Raw genomic sequence first — 17,954 nt, 5'->3', positions numbered from 1 at the left:
TTGCCCGAGTCTAATGCCCATGGCAGTCACCAGCATGACACGATCTGCGAATCTCCCTTCCGCACGTGCGTGGTATGCGGTGGAATCTGACTCGCCATGGACGACGACGAGGCGATCGCCCGTTCGCTCGACGGTGATCTGGCGGCCTATGAGGCGCTGGTCGCCCGGTACAGCGCGCTCGCCCACCGTACGGCGTACCTGCTCGGTGCGGGGGACGAGGCCGAGGACGTGGTGCAGGAGGCGTTCGTCAAGGCGTACCGGCATCTGGCCGGGTTCCGCAGGGACGCGCCCTTCCGGCCGTGGTTGTTGCGGATCGTGGCCAACGAGACCCACAACCTCAACCGCTCGCGCGGGCGCCGGTCCGAGCTGGCCCTGCGGCTCGGGGCCACCGCCGATGCGCGCACGCCCGACGACCCGTCGGACGTCGTGGAGGCCGGGGATCGGCGGGCGCGGCTGCTGGCCGCGGTACGCGGGCTGCCGGAACGGGAACGTCAGGCCGTCGTGTGCCGGTACTTCTTACAACTGACCGAAGCGGAGACCGCGCAGGTGCTCGACTGGCCCGTCGGGACCGTCAAGTCCAGCACCCATCGGGGGCTGGCCCGGCTCAGGGAGGAGGTGGGTGGTGAACTCGCGTGAGCCTTTCGACGACCTCGAAGCCGAACTCCTGGCCCTCGGCGACCTCCTCGACGTCCCCGCCCCACCCCCACCCGCCGACCTCACCGCCACCATCCGCGCCCGCCTCGAACCCCCTGCGTCCGACACCTCCACGCCCGACGCCTCCACGCCCGAGGTTTCTGCGCCCGACGCCCCTGCGCCCGACGCCTCCGGGCCCGATCCGGCGCACGGGCCGGTCAGGGGGCCGGTACGGCCGCACTCCCGCCGGGACCCCCGAGCGCCGGGTCGGCGGGACGGTGGTCGGCGGAGTCCGGCGCGACGTGGGCGGCGGGCAAGGTGGGCGCTCGTGGCCGCAGTGGTCATCGCCGTCATCACCGTCACGGCCGCCACACCCCAAGGCCGGGCCGCCGTCATCACCATCCTGCGTTTCGCCGGCATAGAGCTGGAGATCGGCCAGACCACACCGCCACCCGTGATCACCACCGCGCCCTTGCCCGGCGAAACCCCCGTCCCGAACCTCCCGGACGCCGCCAGAACCCCGGCCGCCCTGGGCGCACCACAACGCGTGACGACCTCAGACAACGGCAGGGTGGTGTCGATGTTCTGGCCGGACGGCATCAGGCTCGACCAGTTCGACGGCACCATGGACCAGTTCTTCTTCAAGAAGCTCGGCCCGCCCTACCCCGACTACACCCAGGTCAACGGCCGCCAAGCCTGGTGGATCCCCGGCGAGCACCCACTCGGCTACATCACCCGCCAGGACGGCACAAGAGTCCCCCTGCGCCAGGCGGCCCCCACGCTCATCTGGGAGCAGGACGGCCTCAACTACCGCCTGGAAGGCGCGAGCACGATGCGGGAGGCCGTCCGCATCGCCTCCTCAATCAAGTGAAAGCGACCGCGTCAGCCAGTCGTCCACACCCTTGAGCAGTTCCTTGCGCACCGACTCGGGCGCGGTGGAGGACCGTACGGACTGGCGGGCCAGCTCGGCCACCTCCGCGTCGCTGAACCCGTACACGTCCCTGGCCAGCTCGTACTGACGCAGCAACCGCGTCCCGAACAACAACGGGTCGTCCGACCCCAGCGCGATCGGCACCCCCGCGTCGAACAACCTGCGCACCGGCACGTCGGCCGGCGCCTCCGCCACCCCCAGCCCGACGTTCGAGGTCGGGCAGATCTCGCAGCAGATCTGCCGGTCGGCCAGCCGCTGCATCAGCCAGTCGTCCTCGGCCGCCCGCACCCCATGCCCGACCCGGTCGGCCCCCAGGTCGTCCACGCACTGCGCCACGCTGCGCGGCCCCATCAGCTCGCCCCCGTGCGGCACGCACAGCAGCCCGCCCCGCTTGGCGATCCTGAACGCCCGCTCGAACTCCCTGGCCTCGCCACGCCGCTCGTCGTTGGACAGGCCGAAGCCGACCACGCCCTTGCCGGCGTACTGGACGGCGAGCCTGGCCAGCGTGTTCGCGTCGAGCGGATGCCGGGTCCTGTTCGCCGCCACGATCACCGCCATCCCGATGCCCGCGTGCCCGGCCGCCTGCTCCACCGCGTCCAGCATCAGCTCCAGCGTGGCGGTCAGGCCGCCGAAGCGCTGGGCGTACCCCGAGGGGTCCACCTGGATCTCCAGCCACCGCGAACCGGCCGCCACCTCGTCCTCGGCCGTCTCGCGCATGAGCCGGTAGACGTAGTCGGGCCTGGTCAGCACGGACCTGGCGATGTCGTACAGCCGCTGGAACCTGAACCAGCCCCGCTCGTCGGTCGCCCGCAACTTCGGCGGCCAGTCCTGCTCCAGCGCGTCGGGCAGGTGCAGGCCCTGCTCCCTGGCCAGCTCGATCAGTGTCGAATGCCGCATCGAGCCGGTGAAGTGCAGGTGAAGATGGGCCTTGGGAAGCGCGTGCAGGGGCCGGTACATCTGCATATCTTGCCACTCAACCCCCGGAGGGGTTCGCGCGTTGGGGAGGGCGAAAGGGGACCCTCGCTGATGACGGATGACGACCGATGACCGGTGACGACGAAGCGGCGTTCGACGAGTTCCTGGCCGGCGGGAGCACGTCGCTGCTGCGTACCGCGATCCTGGTCTGCGGCGCGAGCAGGCACGACGCCGAGGATCTTGTCCAGTACGCGCTGGAGAAGGTCTACCGGAACTGGCCCAGGATCCGGCACGACAACCCGGAGGCGTACGCGAAGAAGATCGTCGTGAACGCGGCGATCAGCAGGGCGCGGCGCCGCAAGGTGCTCAAAGAGATCACCTTCTCCCGGCCGCCCGAGACCGCCGCGGACTCACCCGACCTCGACCTGCGCGACACGCTCATCGGGGAACTGCGCAGGCTGCCGCCCAGGATGCGGGCCGTGCTCGTACTGCGCTACTGGGAGGACCAGTCCGAGCAGGCCACGGCGGCGCTGCTGGGCTGCTCGGTCGGGACGGTCAAGAGCCAGGCGGCCCGGGGGCTCGCCAGGATCCGCGAAAACCTGCAAGTTTCGGAGGAAGTGACCAGATGACGATCGAGGACGACCTCGCGGACGCCATGGCGGCGCACGTCTCCGGCGTGCGGGCCGCCCCGGACCTGGGCGGCGCCGTACGCCGCAGGCATCGCGCCCGCGTGGCCAGGTTTCGCGCGGCGGGGGCGGCGCTGGTCACGGCGGCCGTGGCCGTGGCCGTTCCGGTGACGCTGAACGTCGCGGTACCGGCGACGCCGAACGTCGCGGGACCCGCGACCACCCCCGACGCCGCCATGGGCGACAACCGCGCCGTGATGCGCGATGACGTGATCGTGCCCGACATGACGGGCAAGGACGCCAACGAGGCGGCGAAAGAGCTGCGCGACGCCGGACTGACGGCCGTGCTCCTGGTCTCCGGCCAGGACGGCAAGGACGGGGACAGGCCGGACGGCCCGGTGAGCAGGCAGGAGCCCGCCGCCGGCACGGTCGTCGCACCCGGCACCCAGGTCAAGCTCGTCGTCACCCTGACGTGGGCGCCTACACCCCAGGCCCTTGGTGATCTGGGCGACGGGCGGGAGTTCGGCGGCATCCGGCTCACCTACCTGCCGGAAGGGCTCGAATGGGGCAAATGGTCTGATTCCAATGTGATCGGCAAGGACAAGAGCTACACCACCAGCTATCGGAAACCCGGCATCGAGCGAAACGCGTTCTCCGTCCAGGTGATCGTGGCCCACGGATCGTCCGCCGATCGTCTGTACGACTTCGAGTTCAAGCCGGCGGCGGAGACGGTGGACATCGGCGGCAGACCCGCCCGGCTGTCCAGAGACGGTGAGTCCGGCCCGGCCGGCGTGAGCACGCCCACGATCATCTGGAAACTCCGGGACGACCTGGCCGTCGAGGTGTGCCTCAGCCCCGACTACGCCAAGGAGATCGACGCCATCGGCGAACTGAAGAAGATCGCGGAAGGCATCCGGGCGACCAAGTGAGCTCCGACGGGATATCAAAGGATGCATGATCCCGGAGGGGCACGGCATCGGCCAGGGAGGGCGGGCGGCGCTGGCGGCGCTGGCGCTCGGAGTGACGTCGCTGATCATCTACGCGCTGTTCTCCTCGGGATTCGGCAGCCTGCCACGAGTCGCGCTGCCGACGCCCGAACCCGTCCCGGTTCCCGCGCCTGTCCCGCCGGCCGTTCTCGACCCGCCTCCCGTCGCCGCGGCCGGCTCCGCGCTCGCGGTGATCACCGGCGACCTCTGGCTCACGTACCTGCCGGCGGGGCTCGTACGCAGCGGCGGCGGGATCATCAGGGGCTGGCCGGGCGTCGCGGGCGCCATGGCCAGGTTCACCTCGGCTGACGGATTCGCCGAAGCCCAGGTCGAACACGGTACGGCAGCCGCCTCCTTCGCCGACTACCGCCGGCGGGTCACCGTACGGGATGCCCGCCCCACCACCGTCAGGGGCAGACCCGCCATGGTCGGCAGGCATCCGGCCGGCGGCCGGATGATCTTCTGGCTCGAACGCCCGGGAACCGCCGCGTGGATCCGCGTGAGCGATTCGCTCGGCGGGGAACTGGTCCCAATTGCCGCCTCCGTTAAGACTCCTGTAGGAGACTAGGAGCCTTTTCCTGGTTAACCGTTCAGCGTCATGGGGGGTCGATGCGGCAGTTGACGGCGGCGGTGCTCCTCGTGTGCACCCTTACGGCATGCGGTGGCGGCGGAGGCAGCGGCGGCGGTGGCGGCGGGGCGCCCGGCCCCAGGACCAGCACCACGCCGCACCCGGAGCCCGCCGTCACCCGTTCGATCACGATCACCCTGTCCTGCGACGACACCGAGGTCTGGGTGCCCGCCTCACCCGCCGGGCTCACCCCCGCGGGCTCGTTCGCCCGCCTCGACTCGCTCCAGCGACCGATGGAGGTCAGCGGCCGGGTCTGGAGCGACAACGACGAGCGGCTGTACGTCGGGGTGGTGTGCGGCGCGCGGACGCCCGAGCAGTTCGCCACGCTGGTCGCCAAGTCCACGCTGACGGTCTACCAGGGCAAGCCGGCGGTGCGCTGGACCACGCGTACGGGAGTGCGCAGCTTCATGTGGCTGGAACGGCCGGGCACCGCCGTCTACATCGGCGCGACCCCCGGCCTCTCCGACGAGATCAAACCCATCGCCACCGACATCACCGCAGGCTGACCACCCCTCAGCGCGCCTTGAGCGGTAGCAGGCCGGCGCGCTTCGGACGGCAGATCGGCGGCTCCTTCTAAGATTAGGTCGGCGGCTCAGCGGGCTTCGGACAGCAGCTTGCCCAGGCGGCTGACGCCCTCCGCCAGATCGTTGTCACCCAGCGCGTAGGACAGCCGGAAATAGCCCGGAGTCCCGAAAGCCTCACCCGGGACCACGGCCACCTCGGCCTCCTCCAGGATCAACTCCGCCAGCTCCGCCGACGACTGGGGCCGTCGGCCGCGCAACTCCTTGCCGAGCAGCTCCTTGACCGTGGGATATGCGTAGAACGCCCCCTTCGGCTCGGGGCAGAACACGCCCGGGATCTCGTTGAGCATCCGGACCATCGCCTGACGGCGCCGATCAAAGGCCGTACGCATCTCCGCCACCGCCGACAGATCACCGGAAACCGCCGCCAGCGCCGCCATCTGCGCCACGTTGGAGACGTTGGAGGTGGCGTGCGACTGCAGGTTGGTCGCCGCCTTGACCACGTCGGACGGACCGATCAGCCAGCCCACGCGCCAGCCGGTCATCGCGTACGTCTTGGCCACGCCGTTGAGTACCACGACCCGGTCGCCCAACTCGGGGACGGCGGTGGCGATGCTGGTGAACTCGGCGCCGCCGTACACCAGATGCTCGTAGATCTCGTCGGTGACGACCCACAGGCCGTGCTCGGCCGCCCAGCGGCCGATCGCCTCGGTCTCCTCGCGGGAGTAGACGGCGCCCGTCGGGTTGGACGGCGAGACGAACAGCAGCACCTTCGTACGCTCGGTGCGCGCGGCCTCAAGCTGCTCCACGCTCGCCAGGTAGCCGGTGGACTCGTCGGTCACGACGTCCACCTGAACGCCCCCGGCCAGCTTGATCGCCTCGGGGTAGGTCGTCCAGTAGGGCGCGACGACCACGACCTCGTCGCCCGGGTCGAGCAGCGTCGCGAACGCCTCGTACACGGCCTGCTTGCCGCCGTTGGTCACCAGCACCTGCGAGGCTTCCACGGCGAGGCCGGAGTCGCGCAGCGTCTTGGCCGCGATCGCCTTCTTGAGCTCGGGCAGGCCGCCGGCGGGCGTGTACTTGTGGAAGCGCGGATCGCGGGCCGCCTCGATCGCCGCCTCGACGATGTAGCCGGGCGTCGGGAAGTCGGGCTCGCCCGCGCCGAAACCGATGACGGGGCGTCCCGCCGCCTTCATCGCCTTCGCCTTGGCGTCCACGGCGAGCGTGGCGGACTCGGAAATCGCGGAAATTCTCGCGGAGATGCGGGGTCGGGTCGGCATGCCTCCATGCTCCCACGCGGCTCCCAAACGGCCCCCGCGTGCACGTGACCTGCGCCGTCGCCTATCAGTTCGACGTACGCGGCAAGTGCCCGTATGATTTCGCCTGGTCCTTCCGCCGCATGTCGGCGAGCGGTTCGGTCCAGGCAGTGAGTCGATCAGGGTAGTCTGGTCAACGACATAGGGCACTGGCGCAATTGGTAGCGCACCGGTCTCCAAAACCGGCGGTTGGGGGTTCGAGTCCCTCGTGCCCTGCGAGTGCGGTCCGCGCAATGGTAGGCGTGTAAGCGCGCCGCATGACTGCGTTGGATACGACGGATCAGGTGAGGACTGTGGCGATCGACACGCGCGGCGAGACCGCAGACAAGCCTAGTGGCGGCGAGAAGAAGAGCCGCACGTCTCCTGCCCTCTTCTATCGGCAGGTCGTCACTGAGCTTCGCAAGGTCATCTGGCCGACACGCAAGGATCTCATCACCTACACCACGGTCGTTCTGATATTCGTTCTGATCATGGTTGCCATCGTGTACGGGCTCGACAGTGCCCTGGGATGGGCGGTCCTCCGCATCTTCGGCGGATCCTGACCGAGACACCGCCGGGTGGGTCGCCTGACGGAGTCGCCATTCGAAAACCACGAAAGAGGAAGAGACACCGTGTCCGAGTCTTCAGTTCCGGCGGACGAGTCCCGCGACAAGTGGGGCGACGAGCCGGAAGAGGCCACTGAGGAGTCCGCCGAGGCGGCTCTGGAAGAGGCCGAGGTCGAGGAGAGCGACGAGGAGGAGGCCGCCGAGGCCCCCGTCGCCGACGTCGAGGACGAGGACGATGCGGATCTTCCCGACGTCGATCCCGTCGAAGAGTTCAAGAGCTCGCTGCGCGGCCTCCCCGGCGAGTGGTACGTGATCCACTCCTATGCCGGTTACGAGAACCGCGTGAAGTCCAACATCGAGAGCCGCAACGTGTCGCTCAACATGGAGGACTACATCTACCAGGTCGAGGTGCCGACGCACACCGTCCAGGAGTTCAAGAGCGGCAAGAAGGTCCCGGTCAAGGAGCGGGTGCTGCCCGGCTACGTGCTGGTGCGCATGGAGCTGACCGACGAGTCCTGGGCCGCGGTGCGCAACACGCCCGGCGTGACCGGCTTCGTCGGCCTGTCCAACAAGCCGAGCCCGCTCAGCCTCGACGAGGTCGCCAAGCTGCTGGCGCCGGAGCCGACGGAAGAGGCCAAGAAGACCTCGACCAAGGCGGCCGCCGGCCCCACGGTCGAGTTCGAGATCGGCGAGTCCGTCACGGTCATGGACGGCCCGTTCGCCACGCTGCCCGCCTCGGTCAGCGAGATCAGCCCCGAGTCGCAGAAGCTCAAGGTGCTCGTCTCGATCTTCGGCCGGGAGACTCCGGTGGAGCTCTCGTTCAACCAGGTCTCGAAGATCTAAGACGATCACATACACTTAGACGTTCGGTTGGCCGCCTCATCGCGAGGGCGGCCTCCGACATGTCCGGGCCCGCAATCCTTCGGGCCGGACGGCACCGCAATCAGGACCCGGAGAAGGACTAATGCCTCCGAAGAAAAAAATTGCCGCACTCGTCAAGGTGCAGCTGCCGGCCGGCCAGGCCACGCCGGCGCCCCCCGTCGGTACCGCCCTCGGTCCCCACGGCGTCAACATCATGGACTTCGTCAAGCAGTACAACGCTGCGACGGAGGGTCAGCGGGGCAACATCATCCCCGTTGAGATCACCATTTTCGAGGACCGCAGCTTCACCTTCATCACGAAGACGCCTCCGGCGCCCGAGCTGATCAAGAAGGCGCTGGGCCTCGACAAGGGCAGCGCGGTCCCGCACCGCGACAAGGTGGGCAAGCTCAGCCGCGACCAGCTGCGCAGCATCGCCGAGACCAAGATGCCCGACCTCAACGCCAACGACATCGAGGCGGCCGAGAAGATCATCGCCGGCACCGCCCGGTCGATGGGCATCACGGTCGAGTAACCACCCTTCCAGACGTCGTGGGAGGGCCGCCCGTCGCAGGCGCGGCCCGGATACCACTAGGAGTGAGAAATGAAGCGCAGCAAGGCGCACAAAGACGCGGCCGCCAAGATCGACCGCGACAAGCTCTACACGCCCGTAGAGGCCGCGAAGCTGGCCAAGGAGACGTCGGCGACCAAGTTCGACGCCACCGTGGAGGTCGCGCTCCGGCTGGGCGTCGACCCTCGCAAGGCCGACCAGATCGTGCGCGGCACGGTCAACCTTCCGCACGGCACCGGCAAGACCGCCCGGGTCCTGGTCTTCGCGACCGGTGACCGTGCCGAGACGGCCCGCGAGGCGGGTGCCGACATCGTCGGCGCCGACGAGCTGATCGACGAGATCTCCAAGGGCAACCGGCTCAGCGAGTTCGACGCCGTGGTGGCCACGCCCGACATGATGGGCAAGGTCGGTCGCCTGGGTCGTGTGCTCGGCCCGCGTGGTCTCATGCCCAACCCGAAGACCGGCACCGTGACGCCCGACGTCGCCAAGGCCGTGACGGAGATCAAGGGCGGCAAGATCGAGTTCCGTACGGACCGGCAGGCCAACCTGCACTTCATCATCGGCAAGACGTCGTTCGGTGAGCGTCAGCTCCTGGAGAACTACGCCGCCGCTCTGGACGAGGTGCTGCGTCTCAAGCCGTCGGCGGCCAAGGGCCGTTACCTGAAGAAGGTCACCTTCTCCACGACGATGGGCCCGGGTGTCCCGGTCGACCCCAACGTCACCCGCGGCCTCACGGCCGACCTGGACGCCTGAGCCTCACTCGGCTCCCAACGCCCCCGCCCGATCCCCTCGGGCGGGGGCGTTTCCATTCCCGCCACCCGCTCCCGGACCTGCCCTCGCACCCGCTCCCGAGGGGTGGTTGTGTGGGAATTGTGTGGGGGTGTGGGGGAGAACCCTGGGTTTTCCCCGAATTGTGCGGGGAAGAGGCCACGACCCCGGAACTTAAAAGTAGGGTCAAGACATGCTGAAGCGCACGATAGGTATGACAGCGGCCGGAGCCGCCCTCGTTATGGCGGCGGTCGCCGGTTGCGGATCGAACGCCCAGCCCATCCAGGTCAACCTGGCCGCCTCCGAAGTGCTCTCGCAGGCCGCGCTGAAGACGGCCGAGGTCACCAGTTACACGGTTGACGCCGTGGTGAACGTGTCGCACCCGCAGGAGGGCGCCGGCAAGATCCAGGGCCGCATGCTCTACCAGAGCAAGCCGGAACTCGCCGCCGACCTCACCCTGGACACCGTCCAGATGGCGGGCAAGAACGTTCCCGGCGGCGTACGCGCGGTGCTGCAGGGCGACGCCGTCTACGTGAAGGTGCAGGCGCTCAACGACTTCCTGGGCAACACCAAGCCGTGGCTCAAGGCCTCCCTGAACGAGATGGGGAAGAGCGGCGAGGTCAACCAGTACCTGAACCAGGTGCAGCAGTTCGATCTCGGCAACATGACCAAGCTGGTCACGGCCTCGCAGGACGTGAAGTCGGTCGGTACCGAGAGCGTCAACGGCGAGGACGCCACCCACTACAGCGGCACCTTCCCCGTGGAGGCGGCCGTGCAGCAGGTGCCCGCGGAGGACCAGGAGCAGGTCAGGAAGGGTCTGGCCGAGCTGAAGGACGTCAAGTTCGACCTGTGGGTGGCCGCTGACGGGCTGCCGCGCAAGCTCGCCCTGAACGGCTCCAAGGAGGGCGCCACGCTCGACGCGTCGCTGTTCTTCAAGGGCTACAACGAGCCCGTCAACATTCAGGCCCCGCCCGCCGACCAGGTCTCCGAGGCCCCCAAGAACACCACCAACTGAGAACGATTTGGAAACTCGGCGATCAGGACGTACTCTGGTCGTTGCCGAAGACCGCCGGTCGTCGTCAGGTGCTCATTATCTGGCGACCGAAGGATCCACCTCAGGTGGACGGCCCGCGCAGGTGTGATACGAGTTTCCCTCACGGTTGATCCGTGTGCGTGAGCCCCGTGCGCCCTGCGCCGGGGCTGTTCTCATTTCTGGAGTCCTTCGCCGGTGGCACATCTGGAAGGAGGCCCATGGCGAGGGCGGATAAGGCGACAGCGGTTGCCGAGCTCAAGAGTGAGTTCGAAGGCAGCGCCGCCGCCGTTCTGACCGAGTACCGCGGTCTCACCGTTGCCCAGCTCAAGGAGCTGCGCACTTCTCTCGGTGGGAATGCGAAGTTCGCCGTGGCGAAGAACACCCTGACCAAGATCGCGGCCAATGAGGCCGGTCTTGCGGGCCTCGACGGCCTGCTCGCCGGTCCGACCGCGATCGCCTTCGTCAACGGTGACGTTGTCGAGGCGGCCAAGGGTCTGCGTGACTTCGCCAAGGCCAATCCCCACCTGGTGATCAAGGGCGGCGTCCTCGACGGCAAGACGCTCGACGCCACCGAGATCACCAAGCTCGCCGACCTCGAGTCTCGCGAGGTTCTGCTCGCGAAGCTCGCCGGTGCCATGAAGGCCAAGCAGAGCGCCGCCGCCGCGACGTTCGCCGCGCTGCCCACGCAGATGGTCCGACTGGCCGAAGCCCTGCGCGCCAAGCGCGACGAGGCGGGCGAGTAACACGGGGGTTGCCGCACGTACCGCGGTCCCGTTCCTAGTTTTCAGCAAGTCCTAAACGTAAGGAAACAATCATGGCGAAGCTCAGCACCGACGAGCTGCTCGACGCGTTCAAGGAGATGACCCTCCTTGAGCTGTCCGACTTCGTGAAGCTCTTCGAGGACACCTTCGACGTCAAGGCCGCCGCCCCCGCCGCGGTTGCCGTCGCCCCGGCCGCCGGTGGCGGTGGCGAGGCCCCCGCGGCCGAGGAGCAGGACGAGTTCGACGTCGTCCTCGAGGCTGCCGGCGACAAGAAGATCCAGGTCATCAAGGAGATCCGCGCCCTCACGTCCCTGGGCCTCAAGGAGGCCAAGGACCTGGTGGACGGCGCTCCCAAGAACGTCTTCGACGGCAAGGTCAACAAGGAGCAGGCGGAGAAGGCCAAGGCTGCCCTCGAGGGCGCCGGCGCCACCGTGACCGTGAAGTAACTTCCCCTTCGCTTCACGGCTTCAAAGCTCTTCGGAAAGAGGCGGACACACCCTGGTGCCGGGTGTGCCGCCTCTTTTTCGCGTTTCTGGGCGCGTACAGGCTCAGAAGATTCTCATGTACGTCTCATCGCCCGGCCAACCGGCCTGCCTAGCGTTCCTGGCGTGGTCGTTACGCATGCGAAGTCTCGTTGGGCGCTCATCGCGCTGCTGGTCGGCACCGGGGTGCTCTACATCTGGGGCCTGGGGGCCTCGGGGTGGGCCAATTCCTTCTACTCGGCGGCGGTGCAGGCCGGCAGCCAGAGCTGGCAGGCGTTCTTCTTCGGAGCCTCCGACGCCGCGGGCGCGATCACCGTGGACAAGACGCCGGCCTCGTTGTGGCCGATGGCGCTCAGCGTGCGGCTGTTCGGGCTGAACTCCTGGGCCATCCTCGTGCCGCAGGCGCTGATGGGCGTCGGTGCGGTGGCGATGGTGTACGCGTCGGTGCGCAGGGTGTCCTCAGCCTGGGCGGGCCTGCTGGCCGGGGCCGCGATGGCGCTGACGCCCGTGGCCGTGTTGATGTTCCGCTTCAACAATCCCGACGCGCTGCTGGTGCTGTTGCTGACCGTCGCCGCGTACTGCGTGATCAGGGCGCAGGAACGGGGTTCGACGCGGTGGCTGGTGCTGGCGGGCGGCGCGATCGGGTTCGCGTTCCTGGCGAAGATGTTGCAGGCGTTCCTGGTGCTGCCGGGGTTCGCGCTGGTCTATCTCCTGACGGCGCCGGTGGGTTTCTGGCTCAGGGTGCGGCAGTTGTTGCTGGCCGGCGCGGCGATGGTGGTCTCGGCCGGGTGGTGGCTGCTGGCCGTGGCGCTGGTGCCGGCGGCCGATCGGCCCTACATCGGCGGCTCCCAGAGCAACAGCGTGCTGGAGCTGGCGCTGGGCTACAACGGCATCGGGCGGCTGAACGGCGACGACTACGGCGGCCTCGGCAACCTCAACCAGCAGGCGGGCTGGCTGCGGCTGTTCGACACCGAGGCGGGCGGCCAGATCGCCTGGTTGTTGCCGGCCGCGCTGGTGTTGCTGGCCGCGGCCACGTGGCTGACCTGGCGGACGCCCCGGGTCGATCCGGTACGGGCCGCGCTCTGGGTCTGGGGGAGCTGGCTGCTCGTGACCGGGCTGATCTTCAGCCTGATGCAGGGGATCTTCCACGCCTACTACACGGTGGCGCTGGCTCCGGCGATCGCGGCGCTGGCAGGCATGGGGGCGGCCGTGCTCTGGGAGCGGCGGGCGCACAGGACGCTGGCCATGGTGACGGCGGGCACGGCCGTGTGGTCGTACGTGCTGCTGTCGCGCAGCGCGGACTGGAATCCGTGGCTGGGGGTGGTCGTGCTGGTGGCGGGGCTTGGGGCGGCGCTGGCCATGCTCTTCCCGCGGGTCCTGCCGCGTTTCCTTCCGCGCCGCATGTTCGCCGTCGGCGTGGTCGCCGCGGTCGTGTGCCTGGCGGGGCCGGCGGCGTACGCGCTGGACACGGCCGCTTCGCCGCACACGGGCGCCATTCCGACTGCTGGGCCCTCCACCGGTGGGGGTTTTGGGAGGCCATCCGGTGGGGGGTTCCAGCGTCCTGGGGGAGGACAGGGCGGGCCGGGGCAGTGGCGGGCCGGCAATCAGCAGCGGCCAGGTGGCAGCGACGGCGGCGGTAACAGCCGTGGTGACGGCGGTCGGGGTGACGGTGGTCTGGGTGGCGGCGGTGATGGTGGGGCGCAGGGGCGCGGGCCAGGTGGGATGGGGCGTGGGGGCGGCATGGGCGGGCTGCTCGGCGCGTCCACCCCGGACGCCGCGCTGACCGCGCTGCTGAAGTCCTCCGGGCACACCTGGGCGGCGGCGACGGTCGGCTCCAACAACGCGGCCGGCTACCAGCTCGCCTCAGGTAAGCCCGTGATGGCGGTGGGCGGGTTCAACGGCACCGATCCGGCTCCGACGCTCGCCCAGTTCAAGCAGTACGTCGCCGAGAAGAAGATCCACTACTTCCTCGGCACCGGCATGGGAGGCGCCGGCCGCAGCACGGGCGGCAGCGACGACGCGGCCCAGATCGCGGCCTGGGTGCAGCAGACGTTCACCGCCACCACGGTCGGCGGCACCACGGTCTTCGACCTCACCCAGCCTTGAGGGTCTAGGCCGCCGCCCGTACCTTGGCGACGGCGCTGGAGTCCATGTAGTCCCTGGTGTGCACGATCCGGCCGTCCCTGACCCGGAGCACGAGCAGCCCGGGGACGGTGATCCGGCGGTCTCCCGCCGTGCCGGACACGTTCTGCTCCACCACCACGACCTCAGGGTCGTCCGTACGGTGCAGCGCGACCTGGCGTACCTCCTCGACCTCGAACGGCGTGGCGCCCCATGCCGCGCGGTAACCCACCCGAATGGCCTCCCGCCCCTCGTACGGCGGCAGCCCGCCGAACGGGAACTCGTGCAGCCCGTCCTCCGCGTAGAGGTCGGCCAGTTCGTCGGCCGACTTGTGCAGCATCGCCCCGTGGAAGGCGGTGACGATCTCGTCGATGGACATGGTGATCCCCTTTGATTCACTCAACAGTCGTTGACTCAACGAGCGTAGAGCGAAATCGCGTGCTCGGTCAACGCATGTAGAGTCAGAGCCGTGGGTGAAGGACTTCCGCGGGCCGAGAGGCGGCGCAGGACCGAGGAGCGGATCCTCGTCGCGGCCCGGTCGCTGTTCGCCGACGTGGGCTACGAGCGCGCCACCATCAGGGGCGTGGCCAAGGCGGCGGAAGTGGACCCGGCCCTGGTGATGCAGTACTTCGGCAGCAAGCAGGAGCTGTTCCGGCAGGCCGTGCGCGTGTCACTGGTCGCCGGCGAGAGGTTGGGCGCTGACGCGAGGCCGGGTACCGGCCCGGAGTCGGGTGCTGACGCGAGGCCGCGTACCCGCGCGGAGTCGGGTGCTGACGCGGGATCGCGTGGCCGCCCGGAGTTGGGCGCCGATGAGCTGGTCGAGCACCTGCTGGGCACGCTCACTGTGAAGATGGGCGAGTTGCCGCAGAGCTCGCTGGCCATGATGCGTTCCATGCTCACCCATCCCGAGGCCGCCGCGTCCGCGCGTGAGGTGCTCGGCAAGCAGATCGACCTCCTGGCCGAGACGCTGCCCGACGAAGACGCCCGCCTGCGGGCGGCGCTGATGACGCTGGTCATGCTGGGGGTCACCGTGGGGCACCAGCTCCTGGAGCTGGACGAGCTGCGCGGCGTGCCCCAGGAGGAGCTCGCCCGCCTGCTGCGCCCCAGCCTGCGCGCGCTTACTGGACAGGACGTCTCATAACCGCCCGGTAACAAGCCTCGGGAACCCGTTTCGGCCGGGCCCCCGGCGCACGTAAAGTCACGTACCTCGCGGTAAGTCTGCGTGCCTCTCTGCGGTCGGGAAGGTGCCCGATGGGCGTGGAAGTCGTGATCGACGGACTGACCAAGTCGTTCGGCCGGCAGGTCATCTGGGAGGACGTCTCCCTCACACTGCCCGCCGGCGAGATCTCGGTACTGCTCGGCCCCTCGGGCACCGGCAAGTCGGTCTTCCTCAAGACCATGGTCGGCCTGCTGCGCCCGGACCGCGGGCACATCTGGATCGACGGCTACGACCTGGCCAACTGCCCCGAACGCAAGCTGTACGAGCTGCGCCGCCTCTTCGGCGTGCTGTTCCAGGACGGCGCCCTGTTCGGCTCGCTCAACATCTACGACAACATCGCCTTCCCGCTGCGCGAGCACACCAAGAAGAGCGAGACCCAGATCCGCCAGATCGTCATGGAGAAGATGGACCTGGTCGGCCTGGTGGGCTCGGAGGCCAAGCTGCCGGGGGAGATCTCCGGCGGCATGCGCAAGCGGGCGGGGCTGGCCAGGGCGCTGGTGCTGGAGCCGGAGATCATCCTGTTCGACGAGCCCGACTCGGGCCTCGACCCGGTCCGCACCGCGTTCCTCAACCAGGTGATCGTCGACCTCAACGCCGAGATCGAGGCGACGTTCCTGATCGTGACGCACGACATCAACACCGCCCGTACGGTGCCCGACGGCATCGGGCTGCTGTTCCGGCGGGAGCTGGTGATGTTCGGCCCGCGCGAGATGTTGTTGTCGAGCGACGAGCCGGTGGTGCGGCAGTTCCTGAACGCCAGGCGGCACGGGCCCATCGGCATGTCCGAGGAGAAGGACATCTCCGAATTGGAGGCCGAGGCGCAGATGGGGCACGATCCCGGGCCGCTGCCGCCGATCCCGCCGCAGCTCATGCCGACCGGCAACCGCATCCGCCGCACCCAGCGGCCCCCCGGCACGTGGCTGGCGGCCAACGGGGTGATCCCGCCGCAGGGGTCGTTCGTGGACGAGCGCGGCCGCAACTGGCTGGAGGAGTATCCCCGCCTGGTAAACGCCCACCTGCACGGTATCGCGTAAGACGCACTCTCTTGGGTGGCCCAGGGCCTGCCGGGCGCTCAGCGGGCTTCTGAGGGCCTTCTGGGGCTATTCGCGGGAGATCCTACGGCCTTGCCCGATCCAGTCCGGAAGCCTTGCCCCATCCAGTCCGGGAACCGGCTTGCTCCGGGAGGCGGTCCCGGTCGCGCCGGAAGCCTTGGCCGATCCAGATCCGGTCCGGAAGCTTCGCCCGGTCCGCGCCGGAAGCCTTGGCCGGATCGCCCGCCGGAAGGGGGCCCGCGGGCTCGACGTGCCGCGGTGTCCAACCGCCTGGGTCGTTTCGAGGACTTCGGGGCCGGGTGTCGGGTTATGATCCGGCAGCGACCAGCCGGGAGAAGGTGAGCAGACGTGGCAGGACTTGCCGCTCGCATCCTGATCTCGGCGCTCAGCGTGACGCTGGCGGTGCTCGTCGGGGCGGGCGTGTGGATCGCGGTGCAGGCGCGCGAGGTGCAGGGCAGGGCGGGCGACAGGCAGGCAGCGCTACTGGCCGCGGGAACCCACGCCAAGAACCTCGTCGCGCTCGACTACCGCAGCGTCGACGCCGACCTGCGGCGCATCCTGGAGACCTCCACCGGGCCGGCCAGGGCCGAGTACGAGGCCGGCGCCGCCAAGCTCAGGTCGACCACCGTCGGCAGCAAGGTCGTCCAGCACGGCGTGCTGCGCGCCACGGGGCTGGTCTCGATGACGGAGAGCACGGCGAAGGTGCTGGTCGTGGCCGACGGGGAGATCCGCTGGGACGGCTCCAAGAGCCCGCCTCAGGAGCGCTTCTACCGCTGGCAGATGGACCTGAGCAAGGTCGGCGGCCTCTGGCTGGTCTCGAAAGTGGTGCACCCGTGAGGATCTTCACGATCGTGCTGCTGAGCGTCCTGGTGGCCGCGGGCGGGGTCCTGGTGCCCACCATGTGGTTCAACCTGGGCGACCTGCGCGCGGCGGACGCGGCCGGGGCGCAGGCCGTGATCGTGGCCAGGAAGGTCGCACCCGATCTTCTCTCGTACGACTACCGATCGGTCGCGGAGGACCTGGCGCGGGCGGGCACGTTCACCACGGGCGAACTGGGCGAGCACTACAAGGAACTGGCCAAGACCCTGGTGACCAGGGCCAAGGAGCAGAAGATCGTGCAGAACGTGAACGTGGTGGAGGCCGCGGTGGAGCGAGCCGAGCCCGACCGGGTCGAGGTTCTGCTCTTCGTGAACACTGATACGGTCAAGAAGATCCCCGGTAAAAAGGAGCTGACGCAAGAGCGGGCCTCGAACCGGGCCAGGTTCGTCATGGTGCGGCAAGATTCGCGCTGGCTGGTGGCCAGCCTGTCCACCCTGTTGGGTGTCGCCTGACGCTCTGGAGATCGCGGGCGCGCCGCTTCCTTCAATTGTTACCAAAAATCAGGTTTAGCGAAGCCTTCGACAGGGGTACGCCAGTCACTGCAACACCGGTTGTCGGCATTGGTTCGACCCTCGGTGTGACGGAGCGTTAACCGCCCCCGTTCGCGGGTATCGTCTTGGGCCTGGCGGTAGGCGATCAGTCACGCAGGGGAGAAAACCCAGCGTCCGGGCCCTGAGTCGGCTAAAAGTCGGGCTTTTGGGCTTGACGTTTCCGCCTGAACGGGCGATGCTGCGACCAACGTGGAGCATGCAGCGAGGGTGAAGTGGACAGGCGTGTGCCGTTCGGCTACACTGCCCCTTTGCGCTGCCCTTTGACGACCCGTGATGCTTGCTCACGTTGCGAGGTTGTCTGGCGTGCGTGTAGTCAGTCCGCCGCGAGCCCTCGGAAGGACATCTGTTGGCAGCCTCGCGCAACGCCTCCGCCGTACCCGCTGGTCCCCGTCGCGTTTCTTTCGCGCGTATCCAGGAGCCTCTTGAAGTTCCTGACCTTCTCGCTCTGCAGACCGAGTCGTTTGACTGGTTGCTGGGCAATGAGAAGTGGAAAGCCCGGGTCGAGGCGGCTCGCCAGGCCGGGCGCAGGGACGTCCCGACGCAGTCGGGTCTTGAGGA

Annotated in this window: 22 protein-coding genes and 1 tRNA gene; 20 read left to right on the top strand and 3 right to left on the bottom strand. The window is 68.8% G+C overall.

Features of this window, described 5'->3' with window-relative positions; all coding sequences use genetic code 11:
- Positions 1–96: 96 nt before the first annotated feature.
- Together AB0I81_RS54955 and AB0I81_RS54950 are read left to right on the top strand one after the other, a co-directional pair.
- Positions 97–636 (top strand): RNA polymerase sigma factor, encoded by a 540-nt coding sequence (locus tag AB0I81_RS54955; RefSeq protein ID WP_360676718.1) that lies wholly within the window; start codon positions 97–99, stop codon positions 634–636.
- Positions 623–1,504: a hypothetical protein gene (locus tag AB0I81_RS54950; RefSeq protein WP_360676716.1), complete on the top strand. Its 882-nt coding sequence runs from the start codon at positions 623–625 to the stop codon at positions 1,502–1,504. Before AB0I81_RS54955 ends, AB0I81_RS54950 begins: the two co-directional genes overlap by 14 nt.
- Here the strand turns inward: AB0I81_RS54950 and AB0I81_RS54945 are convergent.
- On the bottom strand, positions 1,493–2,521 hold the full coding sequence (locus AB0I81_RS54945) for an adenosine deaminase (RefSeq protein WP_360676714.1): 1,029 nt from the start codon (positions 2,519–2,521) through the stop codon (positions 1,493–1,495). The two genes, AB0I81_RS54950 and AB0I81_RS54945, sit on opposite strands and share 12 nt — an antisense overlap.
- Positions 2,522–2,607: 86 nt before the next feature.
- Between AB0I81_RS54945 and AB0I81_RS54940 the strand changes: the two genes are divergently transcribed.
- The 4 genes from AB0I81_RS54940 to AB0I81_RS54925 are packed head-to-tail and all read left to right on the top strand — an operon-like array spanning position 2,608 to position 5,225.
- A complete protein-coding gene (locus AB0I81_RS54940) occupies positions 2,608–3,108 on the top strand; it encodes a SigE family RNA polymerase sigma factor (protein WP_360676712.1) in 501 nt (166 codons plus the stop codon).
- Entirely contained in the window at positions 3,105–4,034 is a 930-nt protein-coding gene (locus tag AB0I81_RS54935) for a PASTA domain-containing protein (RefSeq protein ID WP_360676710.1), read from the top strand. The genes AB0I81_RS54940 and AB0I81_RS54935 overlap by 4 nt, the downstream gene beginning before the upstream one ends.
- A 25-nt stretch (positions 4,035–4,059) precedes the next feature.
- Positions 4,060–4,659: a hypothetical protein gene (locus tag AB0I81_RS54930; RefSeq protein ID WP_360676708.1), complete on the top strand. Its 600-nt coding sequence runs from the start codon at positions 4,060–4,062 to the stop codon at positions 4,657–4,659.
- A gap of 41 nt (positions 4,660–4,700) precedes the next feature.
- Positions 4,701–5,225 carry a hypothetical protein gene (locus tag AB0I81_RS54925; protein ID WP_360676706.1) on the top strand — a complete coding sequence of 175 codons (525 nt, stop codon included), beginning with the start codon at positions 4,701–4,703 and terminating at the stop codon, positions 5,223–5,225.
- Positions 5,226–5,311: 86 nt separating this feature from the next.
- Here the strand turns inward: AB0I81_RS54925 and AB0I81_RS54920 are convergent, their stop codons facing one another.
- A complete protein-coding gene (locus AB0I81_RS54920) occupies positions 5,312–6,520 on the bottom strand; it encodes a pyridoxal phosphate-dependent aminotransferase (protein WP_360676704.1) in 1,209 nt (402 codons plus the stop codon).
- A 179-nt stretch (positions 6,521–6,699) separates the two neighbouring features.
- On the opposite strand from AB0I81_RS54920, the gene AB0I81_RS54915 reads away from it, so the two are divergent.
- From AB0I81_RS54915 to AB0I81_RS54875, 9 genes are all read left to right on the top strand, one after another.
- Positions 6,700–6,772, top strand: a tRNA-Trp gene (locus tag AB0I81_RS54915).
- A 77-nt stretch (positions 6,773–6,849) separates the two neighbouring features.
- Positions 6,850–7,098: a preprotein translocase subunit SecE gene (gene secE, locus AB0I81_RS54910; protein ID WP_360676702.1), complete on the top strand. Its 249-nt coding sequence runs from the start codon at positions 6,850–6,852 to the stop codon at positions 7,096–7,098.
- Between the two features lie 69 nt (positions 7,099–7,167).
- On the top strand, positions 7,168–7,944 hold the full coding sequence (nusG, locus tag AB0I81_RS54905) for a transcription termination/antitermination protein NusG (protein ID WP_360676700.1): 777 nt from the start codon (positions 7,168–7,170) through the stop codon (positions 7,942–7,944).
- Between the two features lie 121 nt (positions 7,945–8,065).
- Entirely contained in the window at positions 8,066–8,494 is a 429-nt protein-coding gene (rplK, locus tag AB0I81_RS54900; protein ID WP_360676698.1) for a 50S ribosomal protein L11, read from the top strand.
- A gap of 69 nt (positions 8,495–8,563) precedes the next feature.
- Positions 8,564–9,283, top strand: coding sequence for a 50S ribosomal protein L1 (gene rplA, locus AB0I81_RS54895; RefSeq protein ID WP_360676696.1), 720 nt, complete (start codon positions 8,564–8,566; stop codon positions 9,281–9,283).
- A 208-nt stretch (positions 9,284–9,491) separates the two neighbouring features.
- Positions 9,492–10,313 (top strand): LppX_LprAFG lipoprotein, encoded by an 822-nt coding sequence (locus AB0I81_RS54890; protein WP_360676694.1) that lies wholly within the window; start codon positions 9,492–9,494, stop codon positions 10,311–10,313.
- Positions 10,314–10,549: 236 nt separating this feature from the next.
- Positions 10,550–11,074, top strand: a complete 525-nt coding sequence (gene rplJ / locus AB0I81_RS54885) for a 50S ribosomal protein L10 (protein ID WP_360676692.1) — start codon at positions 10,550–10,552, stop codon at positions 11,072–11,074.
- Positions 11,075–11,145: 71 nt separating this feature from the next.
- Positions 11,146–11,538 carry a 50S ribosomal protein L7/L12 gene (gene rplL / locus AB0I81_RS54880; protein ID WP_360676690.1) on the top strand — a complete coding sequence of 131 codons (393 nt, stop codon included), beginning with the start codon at positions 11,146–11,148 and terminating at the stop codon, positions 11,536–11,538.
- A gap of 162 nt (positions 11,539–11,700) precedes the next feature.
- Positions 11,701–13,680, top strand: coding sequence for a glycosyltransferase family 39 protein (locus AB0I81_RS54875; RefSeq protein WP_360676688.1), 1,980 nt, complete (start codon positions 11,701–11,703; stop codon positions 13,678–13,680).
- Between the two features lie 4 nt (positions 13,681–13,684).
- Here AB0I81_RS54875 and AB0I81_RS54870 read toward each other — a convergent pair whose 3' ends face one another.
- The gene (locus tag AB0I81_RS54870; RefSeq protein WP_360676686.1) at positions 13,685–14,074 is read right to left on the bottom strand and encodes a nuclear transport factor 2 family protein; all 390 of its coding nucleotides are present in this window, start codon (positions 14,072–14,074) and stop codon (positions 13,685–13,687) included.
- A 90-nt stretch (positions 14,075–14,164) separates the two neighbouring features.
- Between AB0I81_RS54870 and AB0I81_RS54865 the strand changes: the two genes are divergently transcribed.
- The 5 genes from AB0I81_RS54865 to AB0I81_RS54845 form a co-directional block, all read left to right on the top strand.
- Positions 14,165–14,836 carry a TetR family transcriptional regulator gene (locus tag AB0I81_RS54865; RefSeq protein ID WP_360676684.1) on the top strand — a complete coding sequence of 224 codons (672 nt, stop codon included), beginning with the start codon at positions 14,165–14,167 and terminating at the stop codon, positions 14,834–14,836.
- Between the two features lie 110 nt (positions 14,837–14,946).
- Positions 14,947–15,948, top strand: a complete 1,002-nt coding sequence (locus tag AB0I81_RS54860) for an ATP-binding cassette domain-containing protein (protein ID WP_360676682.1) — start codon at positions 14,947–14,949, stop codon at positions 15,946–15,948.
- 366 nt (positions 15,949–16,314) lie between these two features.
- The gene (locus tag AB0I81_RS54855; RefSeq protein WP_360676680.1) at positions 16,315–16,803 is read left to right on the top strand and encodes a hypothetical protein; all 489 of its coding nucleotides are present in this window, start codon (positions 16,315–16,317) and stop codon (positions 16,801–16,803) included.
- Complete coding sequence (locus AB0I81_RS54850) at positions 16,800–17,297, top strand: hypothetical protein (protein ID WP_360676678.1); 498 nt, start codon at positions 16,800–16,802, stop codon at positions 17,295–17,297. The genes AB0I81_RS54855 and AB0I81_RS54850 overlap by 4 nt, the downstream gene beginning before the upstream one ends.
- A 445-nt stretch (positions 17,298–17,742) precedes the next feature.
- On the top strand, positions 17,743–17,954 hold a 212-nt coding region (locus tag AB0I81_RS54845; protein WP_360676675.1), incomplete at its 3' end, for a hypothetical protein.

Source organism: Nonomuraea sp. NPDC050404 (assembly GCF_040655495.1).
Taxonomy (GTDB): Bacteria; Actinomycetota; Actinomycetes; order Streptosporangiales; family Streptosporangiaceae; genus Nonomuraea.
Note: the sequence above shows the minus strand (reverse complement) of the source record. Positions and strands in the feature narration are given on the sequence as shown.

Excerpts from the sequence above, each read along its gene's own strand:
- AB0I81_RS54890 (WP_360676694.1), top strand. The coding sequence starts at position 9,492 with ATGCTGAAGCGCACGATAGGTATGACAGCGGCCGGAGCCGCCCTCGTT.
- rplA (WP_360676696.1), top strand. The coding sequence starts at position 8,564 with ATGAAGCGCAGCAAGGCGCACAAAGACGCGGCCGCCAAGATCGACCGC.
- AB0I81_RS54920 (WP_360676704.1), bottom strand. The coding sequence starts at position 6,520 with ATGCCGACCCGACCCCGCATCTCCGCGAGAATTTCCGCGATTTCCGAG.
- rplJ (WP_360676692.1), top strand. The coding sequence starts at position 10,550 with ATGGCGAGGGCGGATAAGGCGACAGCGGTTGCCGAGCTCAAGAGTGAG.
- rplL (WP_360676690.1), top strand. The coding sequence starts at position 11,146 with ATGGCGAAGCTCAGCACCGACGAGCTGCTCGACGCGTTCAAGGAGATG.
- AB0I81_RS54860 (WP_360676682.1), top strand. The coding sequence starts at position 14,947 with ATGGGCGTGGAAGTCGTGATCGACGGACTGACCAAGTCGTTCGGCCGG.
- AB0I81_RS54945 (WP_360676714.1), bottom strand. The coding sequence starts at position 2,521 with ATGTACCGGCCCCTGCACGCGCTTCCCAAGGCCCATCTTCACCTGCAC.
- AB0I81_RS54925 (WP_360676706.1), top strand. The coding sequence starts at position 4,701 with ATGCGGCAGTTGACGGCGGCGGTGCTCCTCGTGTGCACCCTTACGGCA.
- AB0I81_RS54935 (WP_360676710.1), top strand. The coding sequence starts at position 3,105 with ATGACGATCGAGGACGACCTCGCGGACGCCATGGCGGCGCACGTCTCC.
- AB0I81_RS54940 (WP_360676712.1), top strand. The coding sequence starts at position 2,608 with ATGACCGGTGACGACGAAGCGGCGTTCGACGAGTTCCTGGCCGGCGGG.
- AB0I81_RS54930 (WP_360676708.1), top strand. The coding sequence starts at position 4,060 with ATGATCCCGGAGGGGCACGGCATCGGCCAGGGAGGGCGGGCGGCGCTG.
- rplK (WP_360676698.1), top strand. The coding sequence starts at position 8,066 with ATGCCTCCGAAGAAAAAAATTGCCGCACTCGTCAAGGTGCAGCTGCCG.
- AB0I81_RS54955 (WP_360676718.1), top strand. The coding sequence starts at position 97 with ATGGACGACGACGAGGCGATCGCCCGTTCGCTCGACGGTGATCTGGCG.
- AB0I81_RS54870 (WP_360676686.1), bottom strand. The coding sequence starts at position 14,074 with ATGTCCATCGACGAGATCGTCACCGCCTTCCACGGGGCGATGCTGCAC.